The following is a 15609-nucleotide window of genomic DNA, read 5'->3' on the forward strand; positions in this document are numbered from 1 at the left end:
CGATGCGCCTGCCGCACTTCGCGATCGCACTGCTGCCGCTGGCCGCGTTGCCGTTCGCCGCCGGCGCCACCGATGCCGCCGCCATCGTGCACCAGGGTAATGGCAAGGGCGCGGCGCCCTGCATGGCCTGCCATGGCGTCGACGGCGGCGGCATGGCGGTCAATGGCTATCCCCGGCTTGCCGGTCTCGATGCCGCCTATATCCAGCGACAACTCGACGACTTCGCGAACGGCACGCGCGCGAATCCTGTGATGCGGCCAAATGCCAGCGCGCTCAGCGAAGACGAACGTGCCCAGCTGGCGAAGTACTACAGCATGCTGCCGGTGCCCGCACATGCCGCCACCACGCCGCCCGCCGACGATATCGGCGCGAAGCTGGCGACGCGCGGCGACTGGAGCCGCGAGCTGCCTGCCTGCGTGCAATGCCATGCGCCCGGCGGCGTGGGCGTGGGTGCGAACTTCCCGCCACTGGCCGGCCAGTCCACTGCCTACATCGCATCGCAGTTGCGGGCGTGGCAGCAAGGCACGCGCCACAACGACCCGCTGCAACTGATGCAGCACGTCGCGCAGCAACTCACGCCCCGGGAGATCGACGCCGTGGCCGCCTGGTTCGCCGCACAGCCGCTGCCGGCCAAGGGGAGCACGCCATGAAACACTTGCCGATCGTGCTGCTCGGTACGCTGGCGCTTGCCGCATGCTCGCATCAGGCGCCCGATGCGGCTGTCGCCGCGAAAAGCGCGCCGGCCGCATCGGGCGCCATGCAAACGGCCAAGGCTGCGCCGAAGCAGGCGCAGCCTGCATTCACGCCGCCGCCCGAATCGGCGATTCCCGCCGGCCCGCTGGGCGACGAGATCCGCCTGGGTCGCGCGATCTTCACCGACACGCCGGAACACGCCCACGACTACGTGGGCAACGGCCTCAGCTGCAGCAACTGCCACCTCGACGCCGGCCGCCTCGCGAACTCCGCGCCGCTGTGGGGCGCCTGGGGCATGTATCCGCAGTACCGCAAGAAGAACGGCCACGTGAACAGCTTCGGCGAACGCCTGCAGGGCTGCTTCCGCTTCAGCATGAACGGCAAGGCGCCGCCGCTGGACAGCGACGTCATCGTGGCGCTGGAAAGCTACGCGTGGTGGATGAGCAAGGGCGCGCCGAACGGCGTGAAACTGGCCGGCGCGGGTTATCCCAAGCAGGGCTTCAAGCCGCCGCAACCGCCCGACTATGCGCGCGGCGCCGCGGTGTACGCGCAGGACTGCGCGCTGTGCCACGGCGCCGACGGCCAGGGCCAGCAGGTGGCCGGGCGCAACGTGTTCCCGCCGCTGTGGGGGCCGCAGTCCTTCAACTGGGGCGCGGGCATGCACGAGCTGGACAACGCCGCCGCCTTCATCAAGGCCAACATGCCGCTCAGCCGCGGCGGCACGCTGAGCGACCAGGACGCGTGGGACGTGGCGATGTACATGGACGCGCACGAGCGCCCGCAGGATCCGCGCTACGCCGGCGACGTCGCCGCCACCCGCGCGAAATACCACGACACACCGATGTCGCTGTACGGCACCACGGTGAACGGCCACCTGCTCGGCAGCGGGGTGGCGAAGTGAACACGCCGGTGCATCGCCTCACGCCCGCGTTCGGCGTGGCCGGACAACTCGACGCGCACGACATCGCTGCGCTGGCCGCGCAAGGCTGGCGCAGCCTTATCTGCAATCGCCCCGACGGCGAGACGGCAGACCAGCCGGCCAGCGCCGGACTCCTGCAGGCCGCGGCAGCGCACGGCCTCGTGTGGTGCCACATCCCCGTCGTCTCCGGGCAATGGCGCGACGCCGATGTCGCCGCGTTCGCCGAGGCGCTGCACACGCTGCCCGCGCCGGTGCTGGCGTTCTGCCGCACCGGCACGCGCTCGATCCACCTGTGGGCGCTGGCGATGGCGGGCGCACTGGATGCCGGAAACATCCAGCGCATTGCCGCCGATGCCGGCTACGCGTTGCATCCCGCGGTGCTGCGTCGCGCACCGGGTGCATCGCCCTGATGCTGTCCGCCGACCTGTTGGCGCTGGCCTGCGGCTCGCTGGTAGGTTTTTCGCTGGCGCTGATCGGCGGCGGCGGTTCTATCCTCGCCACGCCGATGCTGCTGTACGTGGTGGGCCTGCACGACCCGCACCTCGCCATCGGCACCAGCGCGGTGGCGGTGGCGGCCAATGCCTTCATCAACCTCGTGCCGCACGCGTGCGCCGGCCACGTGCGCTGGCCCGCCGCGCTGGTGTTCGCCGCATGCGGCGTGCTGGGCGCGTTCGCCGGTTCCACGCTGGGCAAGCGCGTGGATGGCCATCACCTGCTCGTTCTGTTCGCCGTGCTGATGCTGGTGGTGGCGGCGCTGATGCTGCGCGGACGGCGCGGCGGCGCGGACGGCAGCTATCCGAAACCGCGGCTGTTTCCCCGTCTAGGTGCTACCGGCTTCGGCGCGGGCATGTTGTCCGGCTTTTTCGGCATCGGCGGCGGCTTCCTGATCGTGCCGGGCCTGATCTTCGCCAGCGGCATGGAGATCATCGCCGCCATCGGCAGCTCGCTGGTCGCGGTGGGCGCGTTTGCTTCCACCACCGCCATCAACTACGCCGCTTCGGGACTGGTCGACTGGCACATCGCCGCACTGTTCGTGGCCAGTGGCATCGCGGGCGGCTGGCTGGGGGCGCGTCTCGCGCAGCGTCTGGCACGCACGCGCGGCGCGCTCAACCTCGTGTTTGCGGTCGCTGTCATTGTGGTGGCGATATACATGCTGGTGCGGAACCTGCATGTTTGAGCCTGCTGGCGGCTGGATGGCACTTCACGTCGTTAAGACCTTAGCTTCCATTCTGCCCAGCGGCCATTGGTGGAAGCTGGCTGGGCTGAAGCCGGGCTGGCGGCACAACTGGCAGCCTCACCCACGTAGGCAAGAATGGGAGCCACCTCAGTCAAGGTGTAAGCCACAAGATTATCTTTGCTGTGTAGAACATTTTCTACGAAATCTAAATCGTCGAACAAGTCGCCTACAGTAAGTTCGGTTGGCTCGCTGTTCACTTTGTATTTCTCGCTGTCGCTGACCTTCCAGTAAAACTGCTCCTCTAAGGCGATGCTATCGGAGCCCTTATCAATGACGTGATCAAGAAGGAGGTTTATGGCCTCTTTCAATTTTCGAATCTCGATATTTCGCATGCAATTATTCTCCACCGTGCTCAGCCCGACACTTCGCAAGTTGCCTAGCGCGGGTTGGCAAGCCCCTGACGAAGACACGTTCTCCCGGTTCGGTGCGATTTTCCCTAGACGCGAGTTTCGGCTCGCATCCGGCACGCGCGCATACGAGACAGGCGTTCCGACTCATGCTCCGGTTTCAGTTGGCTCAGCAGCGGAGAAAGTCTCTCTTAGCGGCTCTTATCCAGCCACGGCTATTCACATTCATTGGGCAATTTTCCAAAACCATTTTTAATGGTTAAATCAGCGCCGTGCGACAACAAAAATTCGATAAGATCTTGGTTTTTACTCCTATACGCCCAATGCAGCGGAGTATAGCCCATATCGCCCATTTGATTGATATCCTGACCGGCGGAAATCAGTAGCTCAACAGTCCTAAGATCGCCCAAGCCTGATGCAATATGAATCAAGCGATCACCCGAGGAATCAATATAATTTAACGGGTCTATTGGATCATTCAACTCCTCGTTATTATTATATAAGTAATAGTAACGAGACTGAATTTCCGATTTCTCTTCAGGGGTCATTTCTGAGATTGACATTTGCAGGCCTTTTCAACTCGTTTCTGAGCATTTCGAACAGCATTTTCTGACTCTTGGATAGCCTGGGCATGCGTACCCGGTCCCCACTGAGCATCCCACGCAATGCGAGCCACCAATAAAGCTTCCTCGCGTGCCAATTGCCACTTAGCCTTTTCACACGGATCTAAGCCATCCGGCGGCGGTTGCCTGTATGCGGATTTATATGCCTCATACTCTGCGATTGCTGCCGGATCTGAATTCCAGCTCATCTGTTGACTCATACCAGCGACAGATCCCGCGAAGACGCCAAGCGCAACCAAATCGCCCACTGGATCTTCCGGGCCACCGCCCACTGCATCCACAGCCGCCGCGCGCTCGGCAGCAACTGTCCAGGGAGATGTAGGAATGGCTCCTACGGCCAACCCTAACGAATCCGTGTAACTCAGCGGGTCGTTACCAACCGCTGCATAGGTACTGATGCCGCCCTCCAGCCCCAGCGGATCGCTCTGCAGGAACCGCCACGCGCTCGTATCCCGTGTGCGGAAGCCGTTGCTGTTGAGGCCAGTCTCGGCATCGAAGTATTCGCCCGCGCTGCGCAGGTTGTACACGTAACCTGTCGAAGACGTCGGCGATAGTTCCTCGAAAGCGTTGCCCTGATACGGCCACTGCCAGATCGTCGCTCCACTGCCGTTGCTGATGGCCCGTGGCGTGCCCAACTGGTCAGCGGTAACGTAAGCGATGGTGCTGGTGGTGTCGGTGGTATCCACGTTCGCCACCGGGATGCCGTCCATCCACACGTAGTCCCGATTGGTGGCCCCCAGCTCGCTGAGCAGCTGCTGGCCTTCGTCGTAGCTGTAGCGCTCGCTGGCCGTACCGGCAACCTTCTGGATGCGCTCGCCCAGCGCATCGTAGGTGTAGCTGCCCACCGTGCTGCCGCCGACCTGGGCCACGACCATGCGGTTGCAGTCGCTGTAGCCAAAGCTGTAGTCGCCGCTGGCCCCGTCGATGGCCGTGGTGTTGCCGTCGGCATCCACCGTCCGCGCCATGTTGCCGGTCGCGATGAGCTGGTGGGTGTTGGAGTTGTAGCTGTACGCACCCGTGGCCAGGCCGCTGCCGGTCTTGCTCAGCCGGTCGCCCGTCGGATTGTAGGTGACGCCCTCCAGCACGCTGCCGTTGGCCTCGGTGATCTGCGTCAGCCGGTCCAGCGCGTCGTAGCTGTAGGTCTCCGTCGCCGGGTTCGCCCCCGGCGCGTTGCCGAGGGCCGTGATGTCCCCCATCGCATCCCGCGCCACGTGCAGGCTGAAGGCCGGGCTCGTCAGGTCCGTCAGCCGGTAGTTCGCATCGTACGTGCGCGTGATCGTCTGCCCGTTGCCCAGCGTGTAGCCGCTGACCGGGCCGAACGGTTGGTAGGTCACGCCGCTGACGACGCTGCTGGCCGCGCCGGAAGGTGGCGTGACACTCAGGCTCTGGATGCGTCCGTCGCCGTCACGGGTATAGGCGACCAACGTACCGCTGGGATACAGCAGGCCGCTCAGCCGGCCGGCGGCGGTGTACGCGTAGCCGGTGGTATCGGTGGTGGCGCCGGTGGCCTGCTGCTTCTCGATCACCCGGCCCTGGGCGTCGTAGCAGTACACCGTGGTGACGGTGGCCTCGACGATGCGGGTCAGGCGGCCGACCGGGTACGAGCTGCTGCAGCCGGTGACGCTGTTGGCCTCGTCGTAGTGGTAGGCCACGTCCTGGGTGCTGTCGGCGTAGCTGGTCCCCGTCAGCCGGTCCAGCGCGTCGTAGCTGTGCGTGGCCGTGATGCCCTTGGCGTCGGTGCCCGTGAGCATGTCGCCGGCCGTGTCGAAGATGCGGCTGGTGGTACCGGTGTCCGGGCTGGTCTGGCCAGTGGCGTCGTTGAGGCCGTCGTAGCGGTAGGTGGTGGCGAGCTTGCTGGGGTCGGTGACCTGGGTGAGCCGGTCCAGGCTGTCGTAGGTGAATTGGGTGGTGGTATTCGCCGTGGCCGTGTCGCTACCGTCGTAGTTTGCGATGGTGCTGACCAGCCGGTTCAACGCGTCGTAGCTGCGGTCCTGCTGGATGCCCAATCCATCCGTGCTCTGCAACAGGTTCCCGTTGGCATCGTAGTTGCCACTCGCGCTGGAGTTGAACACGGTGTTGTTGAGGCCATCCATCACCGTGGTGAGCTGGCCCAGCGCGTTGAAGGTGCGGGTGAGCTGCTTGTGCAGCGTGCCGCTGGAGTCGTAGACCTGTTCGGCGGTCTTGTTGCCGGCGGCGTCGAGGGTGTACTGGATGACATTGCCCAGCGCATCGGTGATCGAGGTCAGGCGATGCGCGGCGTCGTAGCCGTAGGTGGTGGTGACGCCATCGGGATCGGTGACGGTTTGCACCGCGCCGTAGGGGGTATAGGTGAAGCTCGTGGTGGCACCGCCCACGCTGCGCGAGGCCAGCCAGCCGCGCGGGGTGTAGGTCATGTCGGTGTCGACGCCGTTGGCGTCGGTCTCCCGCGTGATGCGGCCGTCGGCGTCGTAGGAGGCGATCGTGGTGACGTGGCCCAGGGCATCGGTCACCTGGGACAGATCGCCGGCCTGGTAGCAGGCGGCGCCGGGGGAGCCGCAATCGGTGGCGCTGCTGCTGGTGTAGTAGCTGTAACTCGTTGTTTGCGTGAGATCGGTGCGCGGGCCCGTGGCGGTGAGCATCAGGCCTGCGAGCGGACAATCGGTGCCGACGGTAGTGCAATAGGTATAGGTCCAGCGGCGGATACCGGCTGGAACGGTGCCGGTATTCGAGCATGCATACGACGTTGCACCCGATACCGAGGGGTTGGCATCACAGCGTGCGAGCACTTGGCCGGCGCCGTTGTACACCCATTCGGTCTGCGCCACCGGCGCGGAACTGGCGTTAAAGACGATCCGCTGGGTCGGGACATGGAACGTATCATTCCATGTGGTCATCGTCGTTCGTTGCGCGGGACTTCCCGAGCCATCGACCCGGTTGTTCTGCATGCCATCCACATCGTGTTGATAAGTAGTGATATTGCCGTTGAAATCCGTGGTTTTGCTTTGTACACCAGTAAGGTCGTACGACCAGGAACTGATGTTCGAGCAAGCCTCACACGTACCATTGATGCTGGCTACATGCGGAACCCCCATGATTGTACTGAAGGTGTGGAGGCGAGAAGTTCCCATCGGGTCGACCACATCGGCGGAACCGTCGCTGTTGTAGGTTATGGAATAGGACTCGACACCTCCGGCCATCTGGTTGTTGATGCCCTGGCCCGAAGCGTTGTAGCTGTAGCTGAAATAGCGATTGCCGTCTTCGTCGAGAATGCCGGTCAACAGTCCCGGAGTGGTATCGCCGCCGTTGTTGGGCGATTCATCGTAGAGATAGGTCCAGGTCTTGCCGTCCGGGTAAGTGACCGTTTGCAGTTCGTCATTGCTGTCGTAGGCATAGCCGTAAGTCGATCCATCCGGCGCGATGACCTGATTGATCAGGCCAGCGCCGTTGTAGATCAGTTGAATAGTCCGCTGCTGCGGATCGACCACCGAAATCAAATAACCCGATCCAGGCGCCACATTGGCGGGCGTGGCGGCCGTGCTGTAGTTGAGGGTGGTCACAAACCCGTTCGGGTCCTGGATGCTGACCAGCTGACCGGATGCGTTGAACAGCTCCGTACTCCGGTTGTCGACACGCAACAAGGTCCATCCGGTGGGATTTCCGCTGCTGTCTTTTTGCTCGGTCAAGGCATCGGGGACGTCGGGCTCGCCCGCCCATGTGCCGTTCGACAACGAATATGTGCTGACCCGCCCATCTTCGCGCGTGATGGTCACTGTGCCTGTGCCGGACGTCGACCCTGCTACGTAGTCAAGACTGCTGGCGTATGTATGACGCCAGCGCAGACCCAGAGTGCTTGTACCCGCGCTGGAAGCACTGTTGTAGAACCGCTCGAACTTGAGCCAACGACCCGCACTGAAGTCTTCATCCTCGCGAAAGACATTGCCCGTGCCGGCGTTAATGGGGTCACCCACACCATTGGAACCCGGCGGCTTTCCATTCTGTTTGCCGGAGGACGGTTGAGTGACACCATTGCACAAGAAGTCCACCGTCTGATTGGAGTAGCCCCCCAGGTATGTCCATGTAGCTTCCCACACCCCTTGGTAGCCACCCCCCGATGCTGCCGTCATGCTGTAGATATGGCAGGGATTGATGAGCGTCCAGTAACTCGTCTGCTCCGTTGCCTGCATTTCGGTTACACAGGTTTCATATGCACTTTCATAGGAAGCGTAACTTTGGCTTGGAGGTACGCACCAGCCGCTGTTCGCCATGACAGATGTTGGATAGGCGATAGCAAACAGCAGGAGAGCGAACAGCGCACCCAGACGTTTGAGGCCCGAGATGGGTGCTGTGCCAGCTGTCACTACCAATATAACGGCCAAGCAACGCGGCGCAGCAGTGCGCGGAACAAGCATGATTTACCCCCTTCAAGGATGAGCTCGAATGCTCACGCTGGGAAACCTATCACTATCCAATCTTGCATGATTGTGAACGACGCCCTCAAAAGTTGACGGGGGTATTGCTGATGATGGGGGTCAATTTCCTTCGCAACGATCAAGAGGTTGCTGCGCTACTTCCCGGTGGCTCGTCTGCACGAGCCACCGAGCGCATCCCACCTCCTTACGCACCACGCCGCTTCACGTAGGTATCGAACAACTCGTCGATCCGCCGGTACTCGTCGTACCAGTCGTCCGCATGCTCGAAGTCGTGGCGCTCCAGCGGGTACAGCGAGATCCAGAAGTTTTTCTTGTGCAGTTCGACGAAGCGCTGGTACAGGCGGATCGAGTCGCTGGCCATCACGTTGTCGTCGATCAGGCCGTGCTCGATCAGCAGCGGGTCCTGCAGGTTCTGCGCGTATTCGATCGGCGAGCTGGCCTTGTACGCCTCGGGATCGAGCTGTGGGTCGTTGAGGATGTTCGAGGTGTACTCGTGGTTGTAGGTGGCCCAGTCCGCCGGCGGGCGCAGCGCGGCGCCCGCCGCGAACTGGCCCGGCGCGCGCAGCAGCGCCATCTCGGTCATGAAGCCGCCGTAGCTGCCGCCGTAGATGCCAACGCGTTTCGGGTCGACGCCGTGGTGCTGCACCAGCCAGGCCTTGCCGTCGAGCAGGTCTTCCAGCTCGGGGTGGCCCATCTTGCGGTAGATCGCGTCGCGCCAGTCGCGGCCGTAGCCGGCCGAGCCGCGGTAGTCCATGTCGAGCACCACGTAGCCCTGCTGCACCAGCAGGTTCTGGAACATCTGCTCGCGGATGTAGTAGGTCTCCTGCTTCGACACGTCCTGCAGGTAGCCGGCGCCGTGCACGAAGATCACCGCGGGGCGCGAATCCGGCGCGTCGGTCTCGTCGGCGGGGCCGTAGTACTTGGCGTAGACCACGCCGGCGCCATGCGACGAGGGCACTTCGACGAACTGCGGCTGGATCCACGGCTGCGCGGTGTACGCGCTCTTCATGGTGTCGGTGAGTTCGCGCGGCGCGCCGCCGGCGGCGTCCTGCACGGCGAGCTGGCTGAGCAGGTACGGTGCCGAGTGCAGCACGGCGAGCCGGCTGCCGTCGGGCGACAGCGTGAAACCGTCCACGCCTTCGTACTGCGTGACGCGGGTGAGCGGACCGCCACCGGAAGGCAGGCGATATACGTCATAGCTGTACGGCGCCAGCTTGTTCGCCAGCACGTAGAACCACTGGCCGTCTTCGCTGAGCTGGGGCTGGCTGACCTCGAACCGGCTGTTGTCGATGAGCGCCTTCGCCTTGCCGTCCAGCGGCTTCACGTAGAGCCGCGACCAGCCGCTGGCTTCGCTGAGGTACCACAGCGTGCGGCCGTCCTTCAGCCAGCCGAAGTCGTTGAAGCTCCAGTTGATCCAGGCGCCGTCGTGCAGGCGGTCCTGCGGCACCAGGGCGTGGCTGGCGAAATCGACGCTGGCGATCCAGCGGTCCTTGTTGTCGATCGCGCGCAGCTGCACGGCGGCCTGGTTGCCGTCGTCGCTCCATACGATGCCACCGCCGCTGCCTTCGCTGGCGATGGTCACCGGGCGCACGGCCGGCGCCTTCAGCGCCTTGGCTTCGTCGCCGTGGCCGGCCTTTTCCAGCGCGGCGATGGTCTGGTCGCGGATCGCCTTCAGTGGATCGTCCTTGATGCCGGGCAGCGTGTTGGTGGCGAGCGGCCAGACCTTGTGCGCGGAGAGATCGAGCAGCAGCAGCGACTGCGGCGCGGGGTCGTTGCGGCCGACGTAGTCGCGCGCTTTCTGCACCTCGGTGTAACCCGAGTCGGTGACGTAGTGGATCACGCCCGGCGCCTTGCCGTCGTCGCGGTGCGCGGGTTCGGTGACCACCAGCATCCAGCGGCCGTCGGGCGACAGCTCGGTGTCCACCGCCTTGACCTTGTCGCCCAGCCAGAACGGCTGCGGCGCGCGCCCCGGATCGGCGACGTCCAGCGCCTGTTGCCGGGCATGGCGCGCATCGCGGTCGGCCTTCATCTCGCGCAGCGTGCTGAACAGCGCCAGCTGCTGGCGTTCCAGCGCGTCGGGCTGCTGCGCCTGCGGATCGTCGGCGAACTTCAGGATCGCCGTGGGCGACGTGATGCCGCTGGCGAGGTCGTAGCCGTACCAGTCGTTGCCGTCGCGGAACTGCAGCGTGCGACCGTCGGCGGAGAATTGCGGCGAGGATTCCGGCTGCGGCGAGCGCGTCACCTGCATGCGGCGGCCGCTGGCCAGGTCCACCAGGAACACGTCGCCGTGCAGGATGAAGGCGGCGTGCGTGTGGCTGCGGTCGTACACTGCCGGGCCTTCGGCCTGCGCCATCGCGGCGGGATCGAGCCTGGTGCCGGTGCCGCCCGCCGCGTTCACGTGGTAGAGGTCGCGCACCGGGTCGCCATCGCGCTTCAGCGAGTAGTACAGGTTGTGCCCGTCCACGCTCCAGTACGGGTTCTCCACCGGCTGGCCGATCCAGTCGGGGCTGGCCATGATCTGCTCCAGCGTCAGGCCGCCGGCGAGGGCCGGCGCGGCGGTGAACAGGAGCGCGGCGACAAAGGCGATACGGCGCATGGCGGTTCCCTGCGACAAAAGAGCGGAGCATAGCCGAGCGCGCCGGCCGGCCGGCTTCGCCCGTGCCGAAAGTCAGGTGCACGCGGGGCCGCCTGGCGTTACGCTCGAATACCTCGCCATCGTCTGGAGAATCCGCATGCGCACCGTGCTGGCCTTCTCTCTTGCGCTGTTCGTCGCCACCGCATCCGCCGCCGGGCAGCAAATGCCGTCGCCCGTCCGCAACGATGTGTCGCTGATCGGCGGTCACCCGCCGCTGCCACCCGCGTCGCCCCGCCATGACGACGCCACCGTGCTGCACGGCGTGCGCGTGGCCGATCCGTACCGCTGGCTGGAAAACGCCGGCCAGCCCGATGTGCAGCACTGGATCGCCGCGCAGAACCGCTACACCGACTACATGATCGCGGCGATGCCCGACGGCAAGACGATGAACGCGCGCGTGCAGCAGCTGGCGATCACCTCCACCACGCGTTCCTCGCCGCTGCTCGCGGGTGGCACGCTGTTCTACCTGCAGGAAACGCCGCCGCAGCCGCAGCCGCAACTGATGGCGCAGGCATGGCCGGACGGCAGGCCGCGCGTGCTGGTCGACCTCAACGCCGGCGGCGGCAACACCGCGATCACCGGTTACTGGCCCTCGCCCAGCGGCCGCTATCTCGCCTACGGCACCGCCGAGGGCGGCAGCGAACTCACCACCATCCATGTGCTCGATGTGCGCAGCGGCAAGACCCTGCCCGATGCCCTGCCCTGGGCCGGCGGCGGCACCACGCCGCAGGGTCTGGCCTGGGACGCCGACGAGCAGGGCTTCACCTACGTCCGCTTCCCGCCGCCGCCTGCAGGGCATGCAGTGGTGCAGTTCCACGCCGCGCTGGTGCATCACGTGCTGGGCGAGCCGGCCACGAAAGATGTCGCGGTATTCGGCAAGGATTACTCCAAGGTGGCCGAATACCGGCTGCTCTCCTCGCCCGGCGCGAAGCAGCTCGCCGTGCTGGCCAACAAGGGCGATGGCGGCCCGGCCGAGGTATGGCTGCGCGAAGGCGACACGTGGAAGAAGGCGCTGGGCGATGCCGCCGACGTGCGCTTCGCCGGCTGGGTGGGCCAGCGCCTGTACGCGGCCAGCTTCGCCGCCGCGCCGCGCGGCAAGCTGCTGGCGGTGGACGCGAGCGGCAAGGCCAACGAGGTGCTGGGGCAGCGCGAAGGCGCGTTGCAGCAGGTGGCGCCGATCGCCGACGGCTTCCTGGTGGTGCGCAGCTGGGGACCGGACTGGTGGGTGGAGCAGTACGATCGCGCGGCGAAGTTCGTGCGTCGCCTGCCCTTGCCGGCGCACGGCATCGGCATCGACGGCATCGCCGCCGAACAGGGCCAGGACCATGCGCTGATCGATTACGGCGGCTGGACCTTGCCCTCGCGCTGGGCCGAGTATGACGCCAGGGCCGGCACGCTGAAGACCGTGTTCGAGGTGAAGGCCGCCGCCGATTACTCGAAGGTGGAGGTGCATCGCATCGACGGCACCTCGAAGGACGGCACGAAGATCCCGGTCACCGTGCTGGCCATGCAGGGTGTGGCGCCGAACGGTGCACGGCCCGCCATCCTCTACGGTTACGGCGGCTTCGACATTCCGGTGGCGCCGCACTTCGTGGGCCCCGAGCTGGCCTGGCTTGAGCGCGGCGGCGTGCTGGCCGTCGCCAACATCCGCGGCGGCAACGAGAACGGCGAGCTGTGGCACGAGCAGGGCCAACAGCTGCACAAGCAGAACGTGTTCGACGACTTCCACGCCGCCGCGCTGGCGCTGATCGACACGCACTGGACCGACCGCCAGCACCTCGGCATCCTCGGCGGCAGCAACGGCGGCCTGCTGATGGGCGCCTCGCTGGTGCAGCATCCGCAGGATTACCGCGCCGTGGTGAGCATGGTCGGCATCTACGATGTGATCCGCCACGAGACCGAGTTCGCCAACGGCGCCTACAACGTGCCCGAATACGGCACGGTGGCCGACCCCGCGCAGTTCAAAGCCACGCTGGCATACTCGCCGCTGCAGAACGTGCAGCCGCACACCGCCTATCCCGCCGTCTTGATGACCACCGGCGCGAACGATCCGCGCGTGGCGCCGTGGCAGTCGCGCAAGTTCACCGCCGCGCTGCAGGACGCCACCACGTCGAACCAGCCGATCCTGCTGCTCACGCGCATGAACGCCGGCCACGGCATCGGCGCGCCGTTCTCCCAGCGCGTGGGCAACACCGCATTGATGCTGACGTTCTTCGCGCAGGAGCTGGGCTTGCCGGCGAAGTAGCTCCTAGCCGCCGCGAAATTCGCGGCGGTACAGCGAAGGCGTGGTGTGCAGTGCCGCACCGAAATGCTGGCGCATGGACAACGCGGTGCCGAAACCGGCGCGTTCGGCGATGCGCTCGATCGGCTGCGCGGTGGTTTCCAGCAGACGCTGCGCCAGCGCCAGCCGCTGCGCCAGCAGCCACTGGCCCACGGTGGCGCCGGTGTGCTGGCGGAAGTGGCGGGTGAAGCTGCGCCGGCTCATCGCGGCGCGGGCGGCCAGCGAGTCGAGGCTGTGCGCCTCGTCGAGGTGGCGTGCGGCCCAGTCCAGCGTCTTCGTCAGCGGCGTGTCGCGCGCGGTCGCCAATACCGGGTGCTCGATGTATTGCGCCTGGCTCCCCTGCCGGTGCGGCGGCACCACCAGGGTGCGCGCCACGCGGTTCGCCGCCTCCGCACCAAGGTGGTGGCGCAGCACGTGCAGGCAGCAGTCGATGCCGGCGGCGGTGCCGGCCGAAGTCAGCACGTCGCCCTCATCCACATACAGCACGTTGGGATCGACCCGCACCCGCGGATAGCGTTCTGCGAAGCGCGCGACCCAGCGCCAGTGCGTGGTGGCGCGGCGACCGTCCAGCAGACCGGCCTCGGCGAGCACGAAGGCGCCCACGCACAGGCCGACGACCAAGGCGCCGCGCGCATGCGCCCGCCTGAGCGCTGCCAGCAGCGATGGCGGTGGCGTCTCGCGCGGATCGCGCCACGAGGGAACCACCACGATGTCGGCCCAGGCCAGAGTGCGCAGCCCATGCTGCGCCACGATGCCGAAACCCGCACGGGTGCGCAGCTCGCCAGGATCGACGGCACACACCCGCAGGTCGAACGGCGACGCGTTTTCGCCGGCCGCCTCGCCGAATACCGCGCACGGTACCGACAGGTGGAATGGCCGTATCTGGTCGAACGCCACTACCGCCACGCGTGTCCTGGTCATTCCGGAACCCTCCGCATCGATTGGCCCGATTCTAATCAGGATTGGCAATCAGGCCACTGTCGGCCATGCCTGCGGATGCGGATCATGGCGTCACCGGGACAGGCCGTCCCATGTATCCCAGGAAAGCCACCATGACTGAAGTCCACACCCCGCGCCGTGCACTGGTCGTGATCGACGTGCAGAACGAATACGAGAGCGGTGGCCTGCGCATCCAGTACCCGCCGGTGGCCGATTCGTTGCGCAACATCGGTCGCGCGATGGACGCCGCGCATGCCGCCGGCATCCCGGTGATCGTGGCGCAGCAGTCCTCGCCGGCCGATGCGCCGCTGTTCGCCACCGGTTCGCATGGCTGGGAATTGCACCCGGCCGTTGCGGGTCGCCCGCGCGAGCACTACCTGCGCAAGACCCTGCCCAGCGCCTTCGCCGGCACCGATCTCGGCGACTGGCTCGAAACGCAGGCCATCGACACCCTGGTGGTGGTGGGCTACATGACCCACAACTGCAACGACACCACGATCAAGCACGCTTTCGACGCGGGTCTTGCCGTGGAATTCCTGATGGATGCCTCCGGCAGCGTGCCTTATGCCAACCGGGCCGGTCGTGCCAGCGCCGAGGAAATCCATCGCGTGTTCGCCGTGGTGGAGCAATCGCGCTATGCGGCGGTGATGACGACCGCGGAGTGGGTCGCCCACCTGGCCAGCGGCACCATGCCCGAGCGCGACAGCATCCACGCTTCGCACCAGCGGGCGCTGGCGCGGCTCGACGAGGCGGCCTGAACTGCGGCTGGCAGCGGGGAGGTGCAGGCAGGGATCGCCGCAGGCGCTAAGCTGTGCGCCTTTCCGCAACGATCCCGCCATGTCCGCCCTGCTCCCCGCCGTCGAACACGAAACCGCCGCCAGCCCCCGCTACAGCATCTTGTGGCTGCATGGCCTGGGTGCGGACGGCCACGACTTCGCGCCGATCGTGCCGGAGCTGGTGGCGGCGGACTGGCCGGCGCTGCGCTTCGTGTTCCCGCATGCGCCGGTGCGGCCGGTGACGATCAACGGCGGCATGGCGATGCACGCGTGGTACGACATCTACGGCTTCGACCTGGTGGCGCAGCAGGACGAGACGGGCATCCGCGCCTCCATCGCCGCCACCGAGGCGCTGATCGACCGCGAACGCGAACGTGGCGTACCCGACGAGCGCATCTTCCTCGCCGGCTTCTCGCAGGGCGGCGCGATCGCGCTGGCCGCGGGCCTGCGCCATGTGCGGCGGCTGGCCGGCATCGTGGCGCTGTCCACCTACCTGCCGATCGCCGACACGCTGGCCGCCGAGCGCAGCGCAGCGAATGCGGACGCGCCGATCTTCCAGGCGCACGGCAACCTCGATCCGGTGGTGATCCCGCCGCGCGGCAGCGCCAGCCGCGACCTGCTGCAAGGCCTCGGCTATCGCGTCGACTGGCACAGCTACCCGATGGCACATGCGGTCTGCGCCGAGGAAATCGCCGACCTGCGCACGTGGCTGGGCGCACGGCTGACCTGATCCGGCTCGGCGCTGCGGCA

General features: G+C 66.0%; 12 protein-coding genes. 7 read left to right on the plus strand and 5 right to left on the minus strand.

Annotated elements, in window-relative coordinates:
* The first annotated feature begins 2 nt into the window (after nucleotides 1-2).
* The 4 genes from ABQJ54_RS08190 to ABQJ54_RS08205 are packed head-to-tail and all read left to right on the plus strand — an operon-like array spanning nucleotide 3 to nucleotide 2789.
* Complete coding sequence (locus tag ABQJ54_RS08190; protein WP_367853807.1) at nucleotides 3-650, plus strand: c-type cytochrome; 648 nt, start codon at nucleotides 3-5, stop codon at nucleotides 648-650.
* Nucleotides 647-1594 carry a c-type cytochrome gene (locus tag ABQJ54_RS08195; RefSeq protein ID WP_367853808.1) on the plus strand — a complete coding sequence of 316 codons (948 nt, stop codon included), beginning with the start codon at nucleotides 647-649 and terminating at the stop codon, nucleotides 1592-1594. The genes ABQJ54_RS08190 and ABQJ54_RS08195 overlap by 4 nt, the downstream gene beginning before the upstream one ends.
* Complete coding sequence (locus tag ABQJ54_RS08200) at nucleotides 1591-2022, plus strand: protein tyrosine phosphatase family protein (protein ID WP_367853809.1); 432 nt, start codon at nucleotides 1591-1593, stop codon at nucleotides 2020-2022. The genes ABQJ54_RS08195 and ABQJ54_RS08200 overlap by 4 nt, the downstream gene beginning before the upstream one ends.
* Complete coding sequence (locus ABQJ54_RS08205) at nucleotides 2022-2789, plus strand: sulfite exporter TauE/SafE family protein (protein ID WP_367853810.1); 768 nt, start codon at nucleotides 2022-2024, stop codon at nucleotides 2787-2789. The genes ABQJ54_RS08200 and ABQJ54_RS08205 overlap by 1 nt, the downstream gene beginning before the upstream one ends.
* A 32-nt stretch (nucleotides 2790-2821) precedes the next feature.
* On the opposite strand, the gene ABQJ54_RS08210 is transcribed toward ABQJ54_RS08205, so the two are convergent.
* The 4 genes from ABQJ54_RS08210 to ABQJ54_RS08225 form a co-directional block, all read right to left on the minus strand.
* Nucleotides 2822-3181, minus strand: a complete 360-nt coding sequence (locus ABQJ54_RS08210) for a hypothetical protein (RefSeq protein WP_367853811.1) — start codon at nucleotides 3179-3181, stop codon at nucleotides 2822-2824.
* A gap of 230 nt (nucleotides 3182-3411) precedes the next feature.
* The gene (locus tag ABQJ54_RS08215; protein WP_367853812.1) at nucleotides 3412-3744 is read right to left on the minus strand and encodes an ankyrin repeat domain-containing protein; all 333 of its coding nucleotides are present in this window, start codon (nucleotides 3742-3744) and stop codon (nucleotides 3412-3414) included.
* Nucleotides 3741-8207 (minus strand): RHS repeat-associated core domain-containing protein, encoded by a 4467-nt coding sequence (locus ABQJ54_RS08220; protein ID WP_367853813.1) that lies wholly within the window; start codon nucleotides 8205-8207, stop codon nucleotides 3741-3743. Before ABQJ54_RS08220 ends, ABQJ54_RS08215 begins: the two co-directional genes overlap by 4 nt.
* A gap of 205 nt (nucleotides 8208-8412) precedes the next feature.
* Nucleotides 8413-10824: a S9 family peptidase gene (locus ABQJ54_RS08225; RefSeq protein ID WP_367853814.1), complete on the minus strand. Its 2412-nt coding sequence runs from the start codon at nucleotides 10822-10824 to the stop codon at nucleotides 8413-8415.
* Between the two features lie 136 nt (nucleotides 10825-10960).
* Here ABQJ54_RS08225 and ABQJ54_RS08230 point away from each other — a divergent pair, with 136 nt between their 5' ends.
* Entirely contained in the window at nucleotides 10961-13108 is a 2148-nt protein-coding gene (locus tag ABQJ54_RS08230; protein ID WP_367853815.1) for a prolyl oligopeptidase family serine peptidase, read from the plus strand.
* A 3-nt stretch (nucleotides 13109-13111) separates the two neighbouring features.
* Here ABQJ54_RS08230 and ABQJ54_RS08235 read toward each other — a convergent pair whose 3' ends face one another.
* A complete protein-coding gene (locus tag ABQJ54_RS08235; RefSeq protein WP_367853816.1) occupies nucleotides 13112-14065 on the minus strand; it encodes a GlxA family transcriptional regulator in 954 nt (317 codons plus the stop codon).
* 131 nt (nucleotides 14066-14196) lie between these two features.
* Between ABQJ54_RS08235 and ABQJ54_RS08240 the strand changes: the two genes are divergently transcribed.
* The gene (locus tag ABQJ54_RS08240) at nucleotides 14197-14841 is read left to right on the plus strand and encodes a cysteine hydrolase family protein (protein ID WP_367853817.1); all 645 of its coding nucleotides are present in this window, start codon (nucleotides 14197-14199) and stop codon (nucleotides 14839-14841) included.
* Nucleotides 14842-14920: 79 nt separating this feature from the next.
* Nucleotides 14921-15589, plus strand: a complete 669-nt coding sequence (locus ABQJ54_RS08245) for an alpha/beta hydrolase (protein ID WP_367853818.1) — start codon at nucleotides 14921-14923, stop codon at nucleotides 15587-15589.
* Nucleotides 15590-15609: the final 20 nt, after the last annotated feature.

It is taken from the genome of Rhodanobacter lycopersici (assembly GCF_040812335.1).
Taxonomy (GTDB): Bacteria; Pseudomonadota; Gammaproteobacteria; order Xanthomonadales; family Rhodanobacteraceae; genus Rhodanobacter_A; species Rhodanobacter_A lycopersici.

Coding starts and splice junctions, on each gene's coding strand:
- ABQJ54_RS08190 (WP_367853807.1), top strand. CDS start 3: ATGCGCCTGCCGCACTTCGCGATCGCACTGCTGCCGCTGGCCGCGTTG.
- ABQJ54_RS08195 (WP_367853808.1), top strand. CDS start 647: ATGAAACACTTGCCGATCGTGCTGCTCGGTACGCTGGCGCTTGCCGCA.
- ABQJ54_RS08205 (WP_367853810.1), top strand. CDS start 2,022: ATGCTGTCCGCCGACCTGTTGGCGCTGGCCTGCGGCTCGCTGGTAGGT.
- ABQJ54_RS08210 (WP_367853811.1), bottom strand. CDS start 3,181: ATGCGAAATATCGAGATTCGAAAATTGAAAGAGGCCATAAACCTCCTT.
- ABQJ54_RS08215 (WP_367853812.1), bottom strand. CDS start 3,744: ATGACCCCTGAAGAGAAATCGGAAATTCAGTCTCGTTACTATTACTTA.
- ABQJ54_RS08220 (WP_367853813.1), bottom strand. CDS start 8,207: ATGCTTGTTCCGCGCACTGCTGCGCCGCGTTGCTTGGCCGTTATATTG.
- ABQJ54_RS08225 (WP_367853814.1), bottom strand. CDS start 10,824: ATGCGCCGTATCGCCTTTGTCGCCGCGCTCCTGTTCACCGCCGCGCCG.
- ABQJ54_RS08230 (WP_367853815.1), top strand. CDS start 10,961: ATGCGCACCGTGCTGGCCTTCTCTCTTGCGCTGTTCGTCGCCACCGCA.
- ABQJ54_RS08235 (WP_367853816.1), bottom strand. CDS start 14,065: ATGACCAGGACACGCGTGGCGGTAGTGGCGTTCGACCAGATACGGCCA.
- ABQJ54_RS08240 (WP_367853817.1), top strand. CDS start 14,197: ATGACTGAAGTCCACACCCCGCGCCGTGCACTGGTCGTGATCGACGTG.
- ABQJ54_RS08245 (WP_367853818.1), top strand. CDS start 14,921: ATGTCCGCCCTGCTCCCCGCCGTCGAACACGAAACCGCCGCCAGCCCC.